Annotated in this window: 12 protein-coding genes, 1 other RNA gene and 1 pseudogene; 6 read left to right on the top strand and 8 right to left on the bottom strand. The window is 57.1% G+C overall.

The window, feature by feature from the left end; all coding sequences use genetic code 11:
- Positions 1-433 precede the first annotated feature (433 nt).
- A non-coding RNA gene (locus ABQU90_RS22585) (sX9 sRNA) lies at positions 434-504 on the top strand.
- Between the two features lie 65 nt (positions 505-569).
- Here the strand turns inward: ABQU90_RS22585 and ABQU90_RS22580 are convergent.
- On the bottom strand, positions 570-1145 hold the full coding sequence (locus tag ABQU90_RS22580) for a TetR/AcrR family transcriptional regulator (RefSeq protein ID WP_323523506.1): 576 nt from the start codon (positions 1143-1145) through the stop codon (positions 570-572).
- Between the two features lie 292 nt (positions 1146-1437).
- Here ABQU90_RS22580 and ABQU90_RS22575 point away from each other — a divergent pair, with 292 nt between their 5' ends.
- The 5 genes from ABQU90_RS22575 to ABQU90_RS22555 all read left to right on the top strand — a co-directional run bounded on the left by ABQU90_RS22575 (position 1438) and on the right by ABQU90_RS22555 (position 3321).
- Positions 1438-2226, top strand: a complete 789-nt coding sequence (locus tag ABQU90_RS22575; RefSeq protein WP_323523490.1) for an SDR family NAD(P)-dependent oxidoreductase — start codon at positions 1438-1440, stop codon at positions 2224-2226.
- Between the two features lie 224 nt (positions 2227-2450).
- On the top strand, positions 2451-2666 hold the full coding sequence (locus ABQU90_RS22570; RefSeq protein ID WP_161964692.1) for an alcohol dehydrogenase catalytic domain-containing protein: 216 nt from the start codon (positions 2451-2453) through the stop codon (positions 2664-2666).
- Complete coding sequence (locus ABQU90_RS22565) at positions 2626-2844, top strand: hypothetical protein (protein ID WP_323523491.1); 219 nt, start codon at positions 2626-2628, stop codon at positions 2842-2844. Before ABQU90_RS22570 ends, ABQU90_RS22565 begins: the two co-directional genes overlap by 41 nt.
- Positions 2841-3044 (top strand): hypothetical protein, encoded by a 204-nt coding sequence (locus tag ABQU90_RS22560; protein ID WP_115553983.1) that lies wholly within the window; start codon positions 2841-2843, stop codon positions 3042-3044. The genes ABQU90_RS22565 and ABQU90_RS22560 overlap by 4 nt, the downstream gene beginning before the upstream one ends.
- A complete protein-coding gene (locus ABQU90_RS22555) occupies positions 3010-3321 on the top strand; it encodes a hypothetical protein (RefSeq protein WP_153066767.1) in 312 nt (103 codons plus the stop codon). Before ABQU90_RS22560 ends, ABQU90_RS22555 begins: the two co-directional genes overlap by 35 nt.
- 157 nt (positions 3322-3478) lie before the next feature.
- On the opposite strand, the pseudogene ABQU90_RS22550 reads toward ABQU90_RS22555, so the two are convergent.
- From ABQU90_RS22550 to ABQU90_RS22520, 7 genes and pseudogenes are all read right to left on the bottom strand, one after another.
- A pseudogene (locus ABQU90_RS22550) lies at positions 3479-4252 on the bottom strand (IS5 family transposase).
- 130 nt (positions 4253-4382) lie between these two features.
- On the bottom strand, positions 4383-5618 hold the full coding sequence (locus tag ABQU90_RS22545) for an ABC transporter permease (protein ID WP_115553984.1): 1236 nt from the start codon (positions 5616-5618) through the stop codon (positions 4383-4385).
- Positions 5615-6892 carry an ABC transporter permease gene (locus ABQU90_RS22540; RefSeq protein ID WP_323523492.1) on the bottom strand — a complete coding sequence of 426 codons (1278 nt, stop codon included), beginning with the start codon at positions 6890-6892 and terminating at the stop codon, positions 5615-5617. Before ABQU90_RS22540 ends, ABQU90_RS22545 begins: the two co-directional genes overlap by 4 nt.
- 510 nt (positions 6893-7402) lie before the next feature.
- Positions 7403-8440, bottom strand: coding sequence for a radical SAM protein (locus ABQU90_RS22535; protein ID WP_115553986.1), 1038 nt, complete (start codon positions 8438-8440; stop codon positions 7403-7405).
- Entirely contained in the window at positions 8437-10599 is a 2163-nt protein-coding gene (locus ABQU90_RS22530; protein ID WP_115553987.1) for a peptidase domain-containing ABC transporter, read from the bottom strand. The genes ABQU90_RS22535 and ABQU90_RS22530 overlap by 4 nt, the downstream gene beginning before the upstream one ends.
- Positions 10596-11702, bottom strand: coding sequence for a hypothetical protein (locus ABQU90_RS22525; protein ID WP_115553988.1), 1107 nt, complete (start codon positions 11700-11702; stop codon positions 10596-10598). Before ABQU90_RS22525 ends, ABQU90_RS22530 begins: the two co-directional genes overlap by 4 nt.
- Before the next feature lie 995 nt (positions 11703-12697).
- Positions 12698-17707 carry an NAD-glutamate dehydrogenase gene (locus ABQU90_RS22520; protein WP_323523494.1) on the bottom strand — a complete coding sequence of 1670 codons (5010 nt, stop codon included), beginning with the start codon at positions 17705-17707 and terminating at the stop codon, positions 12698-12700.
- Positions 17708-17867: the final 160 nt, after the last annotated feature.

Below are 17867 nucleotides of genomic sequence, written 5' to 3'. Positions count from 1 at the left end.
GTCTTCTCCTGATTGGATGGATTGAGGCCGCGGGTGAGCGCGTCCTTGATTGCAGTCAATGACAACGCTGCGGCCAGTTGACGATCACGCCGCTACGGGACTGCGATGGCGGTGCGGTGCGGGATCTCCGGTGATGCGGTGCCACCATGCGGCACAAGACGCGTTCCGCTGCGGCAACGCAGTCGCTTGAGTCGGGCTGACGTGGACGGCGCTGATCGCCTGCAACGCTTGCTCGGTGGGCGTGTCGCTTCAGCGACTCGTCGTACAGCGGGGTGAGCGGCGTCGCGCCAAGCACATGGCACCTCTGCAAGGAGTGGCCACGCGTGAGCTGGCGTGGCAGTAAAAATGCATTTCGATAAAACATTTCGCTAAAAGCAGCTAACAAAACAACTGTGCTCACCGCCAGGCGGGCGCGGCCGGTGCTCGGTGCGGCATGTACCACGCGTACATTCCGGTTCTGAGCGCGCCAGCCACCTGACAACTGCTCGCTACGGTTTGTTAGCCGTTCTTGGCACGCGGCGCTACCGCCAATCCCTCGACTACGCCGGCCGCAGCTGCACTTCTCTCGGTCAGTTAGAGAGTTGCAACGACGACAGGATCTGGTCACGACATACCGCAATGACTTCGTCGGCCAGTGGCGAATCGTTCGGACACGACCGCGACAGCACGATGGCACCGATGGCGTGCGCCAGCATGTTCAGCGTGTTGACGCGCTCATCTGCTGCCTCGGCAGTACCGGGCGCGGCCCCGCTGCGGTCGAGCGCGGCCAACAGGTTTTCGACCCCGGCTGCAAACGCTTCGCGCACTTGCTCCGGCTGACGCGCGGCTTCAGCGCCCAGCGCAGCCATCGTGCAACCGGTGGCAGGGCTGTCGCGATGTCCGCGCGACAGATAGAAGTTCACGAAATCCGTCTTGTCCACGCGCTCGGACTGAGCCGCGATGTTGGCCAAGCCGCAGGCTGCCGATTCGGCCATCAAATCTGCCTTGGAGCCGAACTGCTTGTAGAAACCACCGTGGGTGAACCCTGCAGCGGCCATCAGATCGGCAATACCGATCCCTGCATAACCGTGCTCGCGAAACAGCACCGAAGCGGTTTCGACGACATGCGCCCGGTTCGCCTGTGCCTGTGCTTTGGTCACTTTCATGGTTGCGACGCTCCTTGGGGGGAATGGGGACAGCGACAGCATACTTTGATGTTGCGCGTCATCAAAGTATTGACACCTTAGATTTTATTCGTAATCTTTGCATTCGCCGTCTTTCTGAGCACCCTCAATGCCCACGCGTCGCTGACCGCCCCCTTTGCCCGGGGCAACCTGACGCCAACCAATCGCATCGCGATGGTCACGGTGACACGTCACTTGCAGGCGTCGGGCCGGCGCCCGGGGCGCTTGCGGCCACGTCGTGCGCATTTCCACCTCTCTCACTCAAGGAATTTCCATGACCGCACTTCCCGCTGTCCTCATCACTGGCGCCTCCACCGGTATCGGTGCTGTGTACGCCGAGCGCTTCGCCCAACGCGGCCACAACCTGGTGCTGGTTGCACGCGACAAGGAACGCCTGGACGCCCTGGCCGCGCACCTGTGCGACAACCATCGCGTCAGCGTCGATGTGCTGCAGGCCGACCTGACCCAGCCAACCGACCTGAGCACTGTGGAAACCCGACTGCGCGACGACGCGCAGATCGGCATCCTGGTCAACAACGCCGGCATGGCGCAATCGGGCGGCATCGTGCAGCAAGACGCCGAGGCGATCGACCGCCTGATTGCGCTCAATGTCACCGCGTTGACGCGCCTGTCCGCCGCCGTGGCGCCGCGCTTTGCGCAGTCCGGCAGCGGTGCGATCGTCAACATTGGATCGGTCGTGGGGTTTGCGCCCGAATTCGGCATGAGCGTCTATGGCGCCACCAAGGCCTTCGTGCTGTTCCTGTCGCAGGGTTTGCACGTGGAGCTTGGCGCCAAGGGCGTGTATGTGCAGGCCGTCTTGCCGGCCGGCACGCGCACCGAGATCTGGGAGCGCGCCGGTATCGACATCAACACGCTGAGCGACTTGATGGATGTTAACGAACTGGTCGACGCCGCGCTGGTCGGCTTCGATCGCCGCGAACTGGTCACCATTCCGCCGCTGCACGTGGCCGAACGCTGGGACGCACTGGATGGCGCGCGCCGGGGTTTGCTGTCGGACATCCGGCAGAGCAATGCTGCCGAGCGTTATCACGCCAGGGCCTGAGTCGGTGCCAGCGCGACGGTCGTACACCGGCCGTCGCGCTGGACTGGCATCAAACCGCATGTAGACCTGCACATTCCTTGCATGACCAGCACGTTGCCCTGCACGTCTCGCAGTACGACTACCACATCGGATCACCGAAGAAAACACTTCCCTTCCAGCGCTATAGCGAATAGCCCGGAGTCGGCTTTCCCGAGCTGCCGCGCTCCGCCTTGCATCCCAACCAAGTGCTGGTCGAAGTTCATACGGCGGTGGTCAATCGGATCAACAACATGATCATGACCGGAAGCCTAAAATCGGTACTCAAGTTCGACCTAACCGCGACGCTGGGTGGCGATTTGGCCGGTATCGTCAACGTGGTGGGCAGTAGAGACACGCGCTTCAAAGAAGGCGATGCCATGTTTGACCAACGTGTTCGATTTGGGCACCCGTTTGCTCGATGAATTTGTGTTGGTGCCCAAAATCGATGCCCTGATGAAACCGGTGCGTCTGGGTTTCTTAAAGCCCCCGTCCATTGCCGTGTCGGCCTCACCTCAGCAGGAGCTGATAGAGCGTGCCAGGCTGCAGCAGGGCCAGAAGTTCTTCATTCTTCCGGCCCCGGCGGCATCAGCAAATTCGTGATCCAGCTCTCAAAGCAGATCGGCGCGCATGTGGCAACCGCTAACAGCACCAGCAATGTGCCGGTGCTGCGCAGACTTGGAGCCGCCGCTTCGGTGGACTACAAAACCAAGGAATTCCAGGACGTCCCGCGCGACTACGACGTGGTGCTTGGCATCAGCCGGAGCGATGCGCTGGAAAAAAAAATCTGTATGCATTTTTAGGAACTGCGGCAAGATCGCCTCGCTGCTCGGGCCGCTGGATGCGACGTTCATCCGTCCCCAACGCCTGAACGGTCTGCTGACGCTCGTGTTCGTGCTGATGGACCGTACGATCAAACGCCTAGCCAGAAAGCGCGACATCTCTTACTCGTTCCTGTTCGTCAGCCCGGATGACGCGCAGCTGGCTAGAGTCGGCGAATTGACCGAAGCCGAACTCATCCGCCCGCTATCGACAAGGCGTTCCCGCTCGAACCGGCATAGAGCAGGCCCTGGAGTATAGTGAAAGGTAAAGATCCATTTTGTTTTTCTTTGATGCGTGGCGTTTCGCTGCGCCCGGAGTGTTCTTGGTTATTCTGCCCTAAAAAGGCTAGCGACTTACGGACCCTTATGGATAGATATAACTATGCGGCTCTTGCCAGCCAGCTCTAAGAGTCTGTTCAAAGTCTTCTAAGCAGTAACGTCAGGAATGCCAAGTGGATCATTTGCGAACTTGTGTTGAGCTGACGCTCGCAGTTTTTTCATAGCCTTCGGTTCTTCTCTAAGCATGCAAAGCTGCGCTCGACGATCCAGCGCTTTGGCATGACCTTGAAGGTGTGCAGTTCGCTTCGTTTCGCGATCTGCACTTTGACTTTCCTACCCACCACCTCCTGCATTCCCTGTGCAAATGGGGCACTGACATAGCCGCCGTCGCAGAGCAAGCCTTTTACGCGCTTCACATTCCGTTTGTTGCGCTCGAGTGCCAGCAGCGCACCCTTGCGATCAGTCACCTCCGCCGTCGTCACTGCGATGGCATGCGGCAAGCCTTGCGTGTCTACGGCGATATGCCGCTTGATGCCCGACACCTTCTTGCCCGCGTCATATCCCTTTTGCCCGGCTGTGTCCGTGTTCTTTACGCTCTGCGCGTCCACGATCAAGAACCTGGTGCAAGCGTTGCGCCCCTGTCTGGCGCGGGCCACGCCAACCTGCTTTTTTAAGTGCCTGCTCCAGCAGGCTCACTCACTCATCGTCGCACTCGCTCCACTTGGCAAAGTACGAGTGCACGGTCCGCCACTTCGGAAAATCGCTGGGTAGCGCTCGTCATTGGCAGCTGGTTCGCAGTACGTAAAACACTGCGCACCACACCTCGTGCGCTTACGCGCTTGTTCCAGAATCGGCAGGACTTGTTCGAACTGATCCCGGCTCATGTCGCTCGGATAGGTTTTTTTGCGCATCCGCATAGTCTGCACTGACCAGGGAAGATCGTGAACAGGTTCTAAGATCGATCGTATCTCAATCAATGCTACCTAATCATACACTTCATTGATGCAACTATATCGTACAGGAAGAGAAAGGGAACGCCGCCTAACCAAGTCGTGTTGCCACTACAGGTTGAATTGAAGCAGCCCGAAGCGCAGGACCCAAAATGGCCAATTGACCCAGAATCCAGATCATGCACATTCCGATGCAGACGGTCGACACCTCTAACCGCTGAAGTTCAAACCGCTTCATCAAAAAAGCATTCAGTGCAAACGCAAAAAACGCTCCCAATATGACACCAGCGGTCACGATGATGAAATTTTCGACCTGGAAGTAATGAAGAATATCGGCTCGTGTCGCCCCGAGCGCACGCCGTATACCGATTTGTTTGGTGCGCTGTTGGACCCAGAATGCGGCAAGCCCGCCCATACCTAAGGCGGTGACTGTTAAAAGTACAGCGACAAGTGTCAGCATCAGCTTAGCCGTTAAACGATCGCTCTGAAAGTACTCCTCGCGAAGCCGGGCTACAGATTTCACATCCTGCAGCACTTGGCCTGGGTTTGTCCTTTGCATTGCCTGTACCGCGATCGGCAAAACCGAATGCATCTGACCACCAGTGCTACGGAGCACATATGCTCCCCCCAACCGATCGCTGCTTACCTGGAACTCAGTAAGCACGGCATCGGCATCCTCCGCGCGCCCTGTCAACACCGCACGTATCGGGGACATGATGCCAACGATGCGAAGACGTATCGGAATACCCCAGATATTGCCATACAGCGTTTTCCCCACGACAGAGGTATCGGGAAAAAGCCGTGCGGCCAAAGATGGCGTCAGCAATGCTGGTAACTGTATCCGACCTTCTTTGTTGCCGATGATGTCTACAATCGACGGAGTTTCATCGGATCTGATACCACTACCCTCCAGCACAGTAATACCCATAACGCGGCTGTAACCCGTACTCCCGGCAAGCTGGTAGGCCTGTGCTATTGGCTCCTTTGCATCAGGAGAGATGAAGATGGGCGAAAGGGTTGGCCGCCATAGTGGCGGCGCTCCAAATGCCGCAGATTGTACGCCCGGAACATTTTTCAAAGCGGCGAGGCTTTTACCCACTGTTCCCGGATTATCTGCCCCGACCACACCGATACTTTGGATAACAGCGATATTGGCCTCATCGACACCTGTGGAGACCTCGACTCGCTCCGCAGTTCCCCTGATGATGAACACCAAATTGCATAATACGGCTAGCGTTAGCGCAATCTGGACGACCAGAAGCGCCACTGCTGCACGGTGGCTACGCATTGCGGTTAAGATCGGACGGACTGGAATTCTGACATTCATAGCGATTTCATCTGAAGCACAGGGGCGACCCGTGAGGCACGCCAAGCCGGCCAGATGCCAGCAAGCAAAGCGGCGCCCACTGCGATCAGCACAGCAACAACTAGCATCGTTGCGTCCACATGAAGTTGCTTTGCATAGGGAATTGGCTGCATCCTCAGAACTGCAAGGCCAGCCCAGGATAGCGGTATGCCGATCAGTCCACCGAGTAATCCAATCATGCCTGCTTCAACAAGGCACTGTGCAAATACCGCAGTTCGCGTCGCCCCAAGTGCGCGCCGTACTCCAATATCGCCGGCCCGCCGAATGAACTTAGCCATTAACAGCCCGATCGAATTAACAAGACAGACAAATAACATGCCGAACGCAATCCAGGCCTGCATGCGAACCATCGAAGGAATCACCCGTTTGTAGTCCAACCACTCAGGGACGTTGCGAAGGCGAACATTGGGAGGTCGTTGAAATCTGCCTACAGTGAATTGATCGGCGCTGTAATTTTTCAGTTTTCGCTCATATTCCTGCACTTCGGACGCATCGTTGAGTTGGACCCACATTTGAATCCAGGCGCACTGCTCACTCTTTGGATTGCGCTTACCGGCATCTGCATTAGGACCCCAACACTCCATTGTTCCGTAGCCGTAGTCCTGAGGCAAATCAAGCCAAGTGAAGAATGGTATGAATAGCTGTTGACCCTCACCGTATGCACCACTTCGCCCGCCGGACAGATCATAAAAATGCGGCTGCGGATTCCAATCTTCGATTACGCCGGCAACTTGAAACATCTTCGTCGCGATAATCATGGTGCTTCCGACGCTATTCTTGCCCCCGAATATCCGTTCATTCATGGACTTCGTCAATACAACCTTTAATGCTCGTGCGCTGTCATCCTGCTCAGACCAAGGGGAACCGTAGATAAAAGGAACATCAAAAAGCGAAAAAAAACTTGCCGTCGCACCGCGCGCATCGACCATCGCCAACGCATTATTTATGGGATCCACCTGTGCCGGCAGCCAATTTGCGCCAGTCAATGTCCGTACTTCCGCCTTGGAAAGACCATAAATATTTATTGAATCTTGCCATGTCAAATTATCCGGAGGCTCGTTGCCCGCACCTACCATATCTACCGGACGAGGATCGATCTGCGGATGAAATAATACGCCGCTACGGCTTGGAATCGGATCCCCCGACAAATTGTGTAGAACTGTCAACATGGTACTCGAGGCCCCTATTCCGAGCGCAACGGCAAACACCATCACCGCACTCAGGACCTTGCTCATCCGTAAGTTGTGCAATGCCATCCTAAAGTAATAAGCAAGCATCGTCTTCGCAATCCCAACGCAAATTTTAGATAAATATTTTTTAAATATACACTAAAAAGCCACACTACCGAAGCACTATCGCTGCGATAGTGTGGCAATACCAATAATTAACAGCCGACGTTTGTCGGAGTACAACCAGTGTTACAGCCAGAATTGGTTGGCTCCGCAACTTGCGCAATACCGCCCACAATCTCTGCAAGTTCACTGTCCGAAATCATCTCGAACGTACCATCGTCAAGATAATTGATCAACTCATTGCTTTTGGATCCACTCATAGCAAACTCCTTGTTGAATTTTCAGTTACAACTAACACAGGACGTTCCGCGTCCAACGGTGGGTCAATCGACCCGGCTCTACCAGACGTCACGCGCCCAGTATTTCTTAAACAGAACACGAAGAGACGCAAAGGAACTTCATTAGTAACGACTCCCGTCTTCATTAAATCGCCTAGCAGTGAAAGTTTGATCACTAGCCATCTGCTGGACATCCGAGTGTGGCGTGATCACCGGTAAGCAGGCCTCTCGTCCAGAAGGCGACTTTCTCAGAAGCAATATGCATTCCACCGTTCGCGTCGATATGACCGATATCGTTCTTTGGATCAGAAAACGCGACAGTGCATTTAGCTAGCCTGCCGTTGGAGCGAATGACAAAAGAATTTGGCTTGGAGGCATAGCAAATATATGGCGCAGACACCACTTTCCCCGAAAGCGGCGTCTCACCGACCCTTCTGATATTGATAGTACTTACGGGGACCTGACTTTCGAACTTGCTATTGACGCCATTGCTATAGCGAACACCGGCCGCCTCAAGATGCTGAACAGCCTCAGCCACCGCAGCCGACGCCATATCGAGCGGAACCTGCGTGATTCCCGCCTTGTTCGGACCCCCAAGATTGGTAATCCTCTTAAAAAAAACCATAAACCGCGAATCGCCCGCAAATGCCGTGGCGATTTCACTACAAAGTTTAGGCATATTCCGGTAACTTTGTTCGGTGATATGCAACCTTAAAACAATTTCAAAATTCCCTTCCTTCCATTTTGTTGCGGCAAGCAGGTTATTCCAAACAACGTCAAAACTTCCAGATCCATCAGCCTGCTTACGAGTTTTGTCATGATCTTCCCCATACCCATCCAGCGAAATCTGGAAGTTCTGCTGCCTCAGTGCAACCAGCTCTTGCAACGTCTCCAACGAAAGAAAGTACGCATTCGTGGTCAATGAACCCTTGAAAGTCTTCAGGATGCCGCGCTCATAGAACTCATTTGCGTATTTTGAGATTTCAAATAGAACGTTCCTGGCGACAAGTGGCTCACCACCAAACCAATCCAACTCAAGATGACTTAACGTCCCACTCCCAATCCGACGAGCAATCAAATTTTTGACACCATCGATCACAGGCCTTGGCATCCGACCCAACATAAAATCTTCATAACAATATGTACATCTAAAGTTACACTTCTCTGTCGGGAGCAGGATAAGCTTAAGGCTGTTTTGAACAAAAGTATTCATATCACTCCTTTTAGCCCAGTAATCTTCCGTTGCGACGGCGACTTGATCGACCTTAAGATTCCATCTTCGAGATTGAACACGCGATCGGCATAACTTATGGTCTCCTCGCGATGGGCGACACTCAATATTGCGATATCGAGCGAGCGCAAATTATCGTTAATGAACCTTTCCGTTTCCGAGTCCAGATGGCTGCTTGATTCGTCCAACAACAAAATTGCCGGCTTCTTGTAGAGCGCACGCGCAAGGCATAGACGCTGTCTCTGCCCACCAGAGAAATTGCTTCCGCCATCTGCAACACGAGTGAGCATTCCCATCGGAAGCGCCTGAACTTCATCGGCGATCCCAGCCACCTTGCAACACTCCAAGGCCCATTCCCGCGACGGATTCAAATGAAAAGAAGAGACATTTTCAAGAATTGAACCTGGGAACAAGTAGTCTTCTTGAAGCACGACGCCGATTCGGTCACGGTAATTTGCAGGACCGATGTGCTCAAGTGGAAAGGAATCTATTTCGACTCGCCCGGAGGATGCTCTAAGCAGCCCGGCTGCAACCATCAGCAAAGTGCTTTTTCCTTGACCAGATCTTCCGGTGATCACCACCCGCTCCTTGGCGTAAACGCTTAGCGAGACAGACGAAAATACATCTTTGCCCGCACCCGCATGCCGAAAAGATAATTCGACCAAGTTCAGGCGGGGTGCGCTCTGCACACCTCTTGCTTCTGATTCCAAGCAGTGGAGGTCTACCGCCTTCGTCTCGGGCTCAGCCTGGACGACATCCCTAAGCCTCGACAGATGCAACATTACGTTAACCGTATCGTTTGAGGTGTCGATCAGGCGACTAACACGGCTACTTAGTATGTCAAGATACGCCAGCATTGCGGCGAGGTAAGCGACATTGAAGCTACCTTTCGAAATAAAGTAGACCCCCAGCGATACAATGATAGTGCGTTGAATTCCGACGAATACGCTGGCAAGGGCATCGATACCAACGCCGAAACGTTGCGAGAGGTTTTGATAATCGATAGCGTTTCCCGCCATGTTGCGATACCGCGCTATGCGATGCTCGGCGTTCAAACCCGCCTTCAAGGTCGCGATTCCTTTGACGCTGTCGATCAGCTCGGCATCCTGCTGCGCGAGCTGCACCAAGCTCATTTCAGCATAGAACGCTGACTTCTTGTTGACGACGCTACGTGCAATCGCATACACCGACATGGCGCTCAGAATGACGACAACTGCCCAGGGCGCGTAATGCCAGGCAACCACCATGGCAACCAATGCTACCAGCAGATCAAGAGCTGCAGTGACGATTCTCCCCGTCAACAGGGTTTGAAGGGATCGCAGTGAAGAGAGTCTCGATGTAATGCCACCGACGCTTCGACTGAGAAAATAGCTTAGTGGCAGCGATAGCAGATGGCGATAAGCGACCTCGGTCCAGCGTGAAAGCAACTCACTGGACATCCTTCCAATCAAGTAACCACGAATGTAAATCGCGCCGCCCTGCACAAGATTCAGTAGAATGAAGATGGCAGCGAGCTGTACCAGCGGAGTCACCAAGCCCGAGCTACGATCAGCGAGAAGTCCGATCGCCCTGCCAACGAAGATGGGACTTGCCAGCCCGGCCAATTCGGTCAATAGCACGAGCACCAAGACGCCCAGCCCCCTAGGGCCACGCAGCTCTTGCCAGCCAAGAAATCGCAGAACGGGTAAAAGACGATTGAGACGCCCGGAACGCAGTACACGCTTAGCAGGCTTCTCCGGACCAGCCGGCAAGCGCATGGCTATCGCCACACCATCAAAACACTTATCAAATTCAGGCCTGCGAACGACTCTTCGTCCAAGCGATGGATCTACGACAACGGCATGGCGTTCAGTGATGCGCTCCAGGATCACGTAGTGATCTGAATTCCAATGAATGATGAGAGGCAAGTACTTGCTATCTATATGTCCCTCCCGCAGACGTACGGCACCTGTGAGAAAGCCCAACTCCCTCGCTATCAGTATGAGTGTTTCAGCGGAGGTTCCCCGTCCTGATGGCACAAAGCGCGATCTGATGTCTTCAAGCCAGCACTCGCGCCCAAAATAACTAGAGATCATCGCAACGCACGCAAGCCCGCACTCGTTGGTCTCGGACTGGTACTGGACTTCGACTTTCCTACTCATGCCAGTGCCGCCTCATCACACTCGAACCGCAACGCTTCCTTTGCTGCATAAGACTTGTAGCTCGCAAGAATGGCCTGATCAGTCATTTCCAGGAGAACACGACCAGCCGCTACTGTTTTTTTCCTGGGAGCGAATGCTGGAATGCCAGGCAGCGACCCATAACCACTACGTACCGCGAAACTCAACCAAAGATGGCGATACCTTGGATGAGAGTTCCTAAGCTGATAAGTAGCAGACACCAGAGCACTAATGTCGCCCATTCCGCGGGCGACTTGACCACGAATCAGATGAAGCTGTTCAGCCGAATGATCTTCACCGACCATCCTTGCAAGCCCAGCCAGCCTTTCGAGGATCCGAAGAATGACGTGATCTTTCCATTGGTAAGCCTTGCCGCCCAGTGCGCTCATCCGCCTGACGAGCTGGATGGCCTGCTTTGCGTCCCCCAGACAAGCCAGCCAGTAACTGGCATAAAGCATCCTCACAAGGCCTGCCTGCGATGAAATTTTCCAGGAAGGACTACTCAGAGCTTCGCGTACAATCGACTCGTCCATTTGAAGCATTCCAGCCATAAGGAGCCGCTCTGCGAACGCAGTGGAATTCTTCAACGCCGGAAAGTCTGTTTCAATCTCTCTGAGCAAGGGCAGAAGTCCGATCGGGCCAGACATCTTGAGTTCCAATAGGAACTTTTCGTGCAGATAAATTCTCTCGACGAAGGCACTATCGCTAGCACCTTGGCCGTTCATCAGTGCGGACGTCGGAGTGGCTTTTTGGATAAGCTCATCAATTGAACGATCAGCAAGCTCATAGTTTCCTCTACCGCGATGGAGCCTGATGAGGTTGATGCGCGGCTGAAGACCTGAAGCGGGCAGATATCTATCTGCGAACTCGATCTGACGTTGACATGCCCGCTGCGCTTGATCTTGGCAGCCCAATAGATAAACGATCAGTGCATAGTTGTTGGAGGCGCCTGCGATAGCATCATGAAAGTTGGGATCACTCCTCCCAACGTCTCTGAGCTGGCCGATAATTTTACGTGCCCAGACGTGCACCGGCTTTCGAACCGCGCGCTCTATGTCCAACAGGCTATCAGTCCAAGCTTCCATTGCTTTCAAGACCTTGTCGGCAGACCAAATTGAACCAATTGTGACGGCGCTTTTGCACACGTCTCGCACAACTGACAGCGCAGAGCTAGAAGTACTGAAACTTCATACAAGAAGGATTTTTCCTGACATACCTATTTCCGCGCAACTGAGCTTCACCCAACTTTCACTCGCAGTCAAGAGCACTGCGACATCATTTTTCCTGATGGATTGAAGTGACTTGTGCGTCGTCAACTACAAATTCATGAGAAACCATGCGGCGCATTGGTGCATTACCCGCGAGCACTTGATGAAGTGAACGTCAGTCCACGGGAAAGTGTAGTGACGCACATGCAACTCGAGCCTTCATCGTTACGCCAGCCGGACAACTGCTAAGTGCTAATTTGCATAAATTCATCAAATTTCTCGACGATTTATGTAGATTACCTATGGCGGACCTACCCCAATCCATAGACGTCGAAAATTCCAAAGCCGAGCATCTTTTTGGTGCATCCCATTTAGAACGTCGCTTATCAAGATGAATACTCTGAAGAGAGCGACTCACTTTGAGGGCAGCGGGATAAGTGCACCGCAACTTTGATCCGCGACTCACGTCGCACTTTTCGTCGTCAACGCGCTATAAAAATTTCATCATTGCGCCTTCAAGTACACGCCTTGCTGCGCCTACTCGGACTTAACACCAGTTTCGCCAGGACACGAGCCAGCGACACGCCGGGTCGCGATGGGGCAATGCACCAGTAATCACCAGCTCAAAGCGAAGCATCCTGCGCTCGGCCCCTTTAGTTCGACCGTCGCCCCGTCACCTTTATACGATCACGCAGCCTTTAGGCCCTATAGCGCGCCTGCTCCCGACATTAGATCCACGCCAGACATGTTGTTTCGGGTGGATTTACTGAAGAAGACCACCCGAAGGCGGCCTCCTTGCTGCACCAGACATCAATCTGGGTGGCATCTGTGAGAGCAGATGCTCCAGCTTTTCGTTAGTTCGTTATGGGTTTTCACAGCCCGTGCGCCGCCAACTGCCCCAACCGCTGCACGGCCACCGACACGGTCGGGTAGTCCAGCGTCTTCTGCTCAGCCACATCGCTCAACATCGCCAGGGTGAAGCGCAGGCTGGAATCGTCGCGTGCCAGCCAGTTGGCCACCTTGTCCTCGGCACTGCTGCCGGGCATGGTCAGCACCTGTCCCACCAGCGCACGCTGATGCGCGGCCAGTTCGTCGCGCAGCACGCCACGTGCCACCGCATGCCAGCGGCCGTTGACCTCCAGCGCGTCGATCTGCTCGAACAACCACGGCAGCCGCAACGCATCGCCCAAACGGAAATGCACCTTGGACACTTCCACCGGCTTGAGCTTGCGGGTGCGCGCGGTCTCGATGATGTCGAACGCCGGTTCCAGATAGCGCAACTCGGACAGCTGCTGTGCCAGTGCCGGCGGCAGGCCCTTGTCCTGCCACTCCTGCACGCTGGCTTCGTACAGCGGTCGCTGGGTGTCGGACAACACGCCCGAGGCCACACGGATATCGTTGAACGGGCCGTGGTAACGCTCCACCGCTGCGGTGATGCCCGGCATCTGGCCCGGACGCAGCAACAGCCAACGCACGAACGAGCGCTGCAGGCGCCAGATCACTTCCAGCGCATCGATCTGCACCGACTCGGGCACCTTGCCGTCCAGCGCGTCGATCTGCGTCCACAGCGCGCGCGCGTCCAGCGTTTCGCGGCTGATGGTATAGGCCTTGGCGACCTCGCCAATGCTGCGGCCGGTGTCTTCCTGCATGCGCATCAGGAAGGTCGCGCCCATGCGGTTGATGGTGGTGTTGGTGACCGCGGTGGCGATGATTTCGCGCTTGAGGCGATGGCGCTCCATCGCATCGGCGTACTTCTTCTGCAGCGGCTGCGGGAAGTAGCGCTGCAATTCCTTGGACAGATACGGGTCTTCCGGAATATCCGATTCCAGCAGCTGCTGGAACGCCACCAGCTTGGAGTACGACAGCAGCACCGACAGTTCCGGCCGCGACAAGCCCTGCCCGCGCGCCTTGCGTGCCGACAGTTCGGCATCGGACGGCAGGAATTCGATCTGGCGATCGAGCAGGCCCTGCAATTCCAGCGTGCGAATGAAGTGCTGCTTGGAACCCAGGCGCTTGACGCTCATGCGCTCCATCAAGCTGATCGCCTGGTTCTGGCGATAGTTGTCCCACAGCACCAGGTCGGCCACTTCGTCGGTCATCGACGCCAGCAGCTTGTTGCGTGCGTCGTAGGTGAGCTTCTTGGCCTGCACCATGTCGTTGAGCAGGATCTTGATGTTCACCTCGTGATCGGAGGTGTCCACGCCGGCCGAGTTGTCGATGAAGTCGGTGTTGAGCAACACGCCGGTCTGCGCCGCTTCGATGCGGCCCAGCTGGGTCAGGCCCAGATTGCCGCCCTCGCCCACCACCTTGCAGCGCAGCTCGCCGCCATTGACGCGCAGACCGTTGTTGGCGCGATCGCCCACATCGGCATGCGATTCGCTGGAGGCCTTGACGTAGGTGCCGATACCGCCGTTCCAGAACAGGTCCACCGGCGCCTTGAGGATGGCGTTCATCAGCGCGTTGGGCGAGAGCTGCTTGACGTTGGCCTCAAGCCCCAGCGCCTCACGCACCGGCGCACTGATGTCGATCGACTTCAACGTGCGCGGATAAATACCGCCGCCGGCGCTGATCAGCTTGGCGTCGTAATCGGCCCAGCTGGAACGCGGCAGCTTGAACAGGCGCTCGCGTTCGGCGAACGAGGCAGCCGCATCCGGCGACGGGTCGAGGAAGATGTGCCGGTGATCGAACGCGGCCAGCAGACGGATATGCGTTGAAAGCAGCATGCCGTTGCCGAACACGTCGCCGGACATGTCGCCGATGCCGGCCACGCTGAAATCCTGGCTCTGGCAATCGCGGCCCATCGCACGGAAGTGGCGCTTGACCGACTCCCACGCGCCACGCGCGGTGATGCCCATGCCCTTGTGGTCGTAGCCAACCGAGCCGCCAGAGGCGAACGCATCGCCCAGCCAGAAGCCGTGATCCAGCGCCAGGCCATTGGCGATGTCGGAGAAGGTGGCCGTGCCCTTGTCGGCGGCGACCACCAGATAGGGGTCGTCCTGATCGTGGCGCACCACCTGCGTCGGCGGCACGATCTTGCCGCCGACGATGTTGTCGGTGATGTCGAGAAGGCCCTGGATGAACAGCTTGTAGCAGGCGATGCCTTCGGCCTGGATTGCGTCACGATCGCCACCCACCGGCGAGCGCTTGACGTAGAAACCGCCCTTGGCGCCGACCGGCACGATGACGGTGTTCTTAACCATCTGCGCCTTGACCAGACCCAGCACTTCGGTGCGGAAATCCTCGCGACGGTCCGACCAGCGCAAGCCGCCGCGCGCCACTGCGCCAAAGCGCAGATGCACGCCTTCCACGCGCGGGCCGTAGACGAAGATCTCGCGATACGGACGCGGCTTGGGCAGGTCCGGCACGATCGCCGAATCCAGTTTGAAGCTGATGCAATGGCCGTACTTGCCGTGCTTGTCGGTCTGGTAGTAGTTGGTGCGCAGCGTGGCATCGATCACGTCGATGAAGCTGCGCAGGATGCGGTCTTCGTCCAGGCTGGACACACGGTCCATCAGCTTGAGCAAGGTGGCGCGGGTGGCCTCCTGCTGCGCAGTGCGGTCGCCGCCGCGTGCCGCGAGCACCGGTTCCAGTGCCTTGCGCGTGGCCTCGTCGCTGCCTGCCAGCGCGAACAATTCTTCGCGCAGACGTTCCTGACCCGCAAAGATCTGCGCCTTGGTTTCGCTACCGGTGGACGGGTCGAAGCGCGCTTCGAACAGTTCCACCAACAGGCGTGCCAGCAGCGGATAACGGGTGAACGTGGCTTCGACATAGGTCTGCGAGAACGGCACCGCGGTCTGCAGCAGATACTTGCAGTAACCACGCAGCAAAGCGACCTGGCGCCAGTGCAGACCGGCGGCCAGGATCAGCCGGTTGAAGCCGTCGTTTTCGGCATCGCCATTCCAGATACGCTCGAAGGCTTCGCCGAAACCGGCATCGGCATGCGCGGCGTCGATCTTGCCCGCGGTCGATTCGACTTCGAAATCCTGGATATAGACCGGCGTCTCGCCCACCTGCAGCCGATACGGCCGCTCGGAGATCACGCGCAGGCCCATGTTTTCCATCATCGGCATCGCATCCGACAACGGGATGTCGTCGAGCTGACGGTACAACTTCAACCGCAGGCCTTCGCCGGCATCCAGACGCACGCCGTCGTCGCGACGGATTTCCTGCAGGCTCAGATGCAGATCGTCCGGGCCATCCAGGGTTGCCAGATGTTCGACATCGGAGACCGCCGATTCGATCGACGACTCTTCGATGTAGCCGGCCGGCAGCGCACGGCCGAAGTTGGCCGCCATGCGCAGGCCGTTGGCCTCGCCGTGACGTGCCACCAGCGCTTCGCGCAGGGCATCGCGCCAGTTGCGCAGCAGGTGCGCCAGGCGCGATTCGAGTTCGGTGGTATTGAACTCCAGCGCTTCGCCACTCTTGGGCCGCACGATCAGATGCAGCTGCGCCAGCGGCGACTCGCCCAGCACCACCGACGAATCGATGTATTCGCCATGCAACGCGTCTTTCAACAGCCCTTCGATACGCAACCGCACATCGGTGTTGAAGCGCTCGCGCGGGATGTACACCAGCGCGGAAATGAAGCGGCTGTACTTGTCGCGGCGCAGGAACATGCGGCTACGCACGCGCTCCTGCAGGCCCAGGATGCCGATCGCGGTGCGATACAGCTCTTCTTCGTTGGACTGGAACAACTCTTCGCGCGGCAGCGTCTCAAGGATATGCCGCAACGCCTTGCCGCTATGGCTGCTCGGGGTCAGCCCCGACTTGCTCATCACGTATTCGTGGCGCTGACGCACCAGCGGAATTTCCCACGGACGGCGGTTGTAGGCGCTGGAGGTAAACAGGCCCAGGAAGCGCTGCTCGCCGACGATACGACCCTTGCCATCGAATTCCAGGATGCCGATGTAATCCATGTAGCCAACGCGATGCACGCGCGAACGTGCATTGGTCTTGGTCAGGATCAACGCGTCCTTGCGCTTGGACGACGCATTCAAGCCATGCGCCGCCAGCGTGGTCACCGGGCGCGCCGGCGAGGTGTCGTGGCCGCGCATCAGGCCCAGGCCGGTTTCTTCCACCGGTGCCAGCACGTCCTGGCCGCCCTGCTTCTCCACGCGGTACTCGCGGTAGCCGAAGAAGGTGAAATGGTCGGCAGCAGCCCAGCGCAGGAACTCCTGCGCTTCGTGGCGGCTGATGTCGTCGATCGGCAGGCGGCGGGTGGCCAGATCGTCGGCCAGCATCACCATCTTTTCGCGCATCGAGGCCCAGTCGTGCACGATGGCGCGCACTTCGCCCAGCACCTTGCGCACCGCCGCTTCCACCTTGGCCATCTCATCGGCCGGCTGGCGGTCGATCTCCAGCACCATTAACGATTCGCTCTTGCCCTCGCCCACCGCGGTCAGCTTGCCGGCCTTGTCGCGCGCGATGCGCAACACCGGGTGGCCGAGCACATGCACGCCGATGCCCAGGTCCGACAAGGTCATGCTGACCGAGTCCACCAGGAACGGCATGTCGTCGTTGACGATCTGCAGCAGCGTGTGCGGCGACTCGTAGCCGTGGCTCTTCAGGGCCGGGTTGAACACCCGCACATTGACCGTGCCGGCTTTGCGCACGCGCGCAAATTCCAGCATGTCGGCCGCCAAAGCTGCCCACTGCTCGGGCGGATGGTTCGGAAACTCGTCCTCTTCCATGCGCCGATAGAAATCGGCCGCGAACAACTGGACCTCAGACTGTCGGGCCGCCGGGTAGCGCTTGCGCAACGCGGCAAACACCGGCTCGAGGGTGACCGCCTGCGGTTCAGTGGCAAGCACGGGGACGGCACGTTCGGCGACCGGTTTGACCGACGTCGTGGACGATTTCGAAGCGGCTTTCTTGGCTGTCATGAGAGAGCTGGGATGCTCGGTGGAAAACCTGAATTGTACCGATGCGCCGTGACAACGCCTTGCTGCATAGCGCAAATGCGCGGCACCTAGCAGGCGCGGCAGTGGCGCAAAAGCCGTATGGCTCTGTAGTTTCCCCGCCCCTGGCCGGCCGCAGGGTCGC

Origin of the sequence: Xanthomonas sp. WHRI 10207 (assembly GCF_040202975.1) — a bacterium.
Lineage (GTDB): Bacteria > Pseudomonadota > Gammaproteobacteria > Xanthomonadales > Xanthomonadaceae > Xanthomonas.
The sequence above is the reverse complement of the archived record's forward strand: the minus strand, read 5'-3'. Positions and strand labels throughout refer to the sequence as shown.

Excerpts from the sequence above, each read along its gene's own strand:
- ABQU90_RS22580 (WP_323523506.1), bottom strand. The coding sequence starts at position 1,145 with ATGAAAGTGACCAAAGCACAGGCACAGGCGAACCGGGCGCATGTCGTC.
- ABQU90_RS22575 (WP_323523490.1), top strand. The coding sequence starts at position 1,438 with ATGACCGCACTTCCCGCTGTCCTCATCACTGGCGCCTCCACCGGTATC.
- ABQU90_RS22555 (WP_153066767.1), top strand. The coding sequence starts at position 3,010 with ATGCGCTGGAAAAAAAAATCTGTATGCATTTTTAGGAACTGCGGCAAG.
- ABQU90_RS22545 (WP_115553984.1), bottom strand. The coding sequence starts at position 5,618 with ATGAATGTCAGAATTCCAGTCCGTCCGATCTTAACCGCAATGCGTAGC.
- ABQU90_RS22540 (WP_323523492.1), bottom strand. The coding sequence starts at position 6,892 with ATGAGCAAGGTCCTGAGTGCGGTGATGGTGTTTGCCGTTGCGCTCGGA.
- ABQU90_RS22535 (WP_115553986.1), bottom strand. The coding sequence starts at position 8,440 with ATGAATACTTTTGTTCAAAACAGCCTTAAGCTTATCCTGCTCCCGACA.
- ABQU90_RS22530 (WP_115553987.1), bottom strand. The coding sequence starts at position 10,599 with ATGAGTAGGAAAGTCGAAGTCCAGTACCAGTCCGAGACCAACGAGTGC.
- ABQU90_RS22525 (WP_115553988.1), bottom strand. The coding sequence starts at position 11,702 with ATGGAAGCTTGGACTGATAGCCTGTTGGACATAGAGCGCGCGGTTCGA.
- ABQU90_RS22520 (WP_323523494.1), bottom strand. The coding sequence starts at position 17,707 with ATGACAGCCAAGAAAGCCGCTTCGAAATCGTCCACGACGTCGGTCAAA.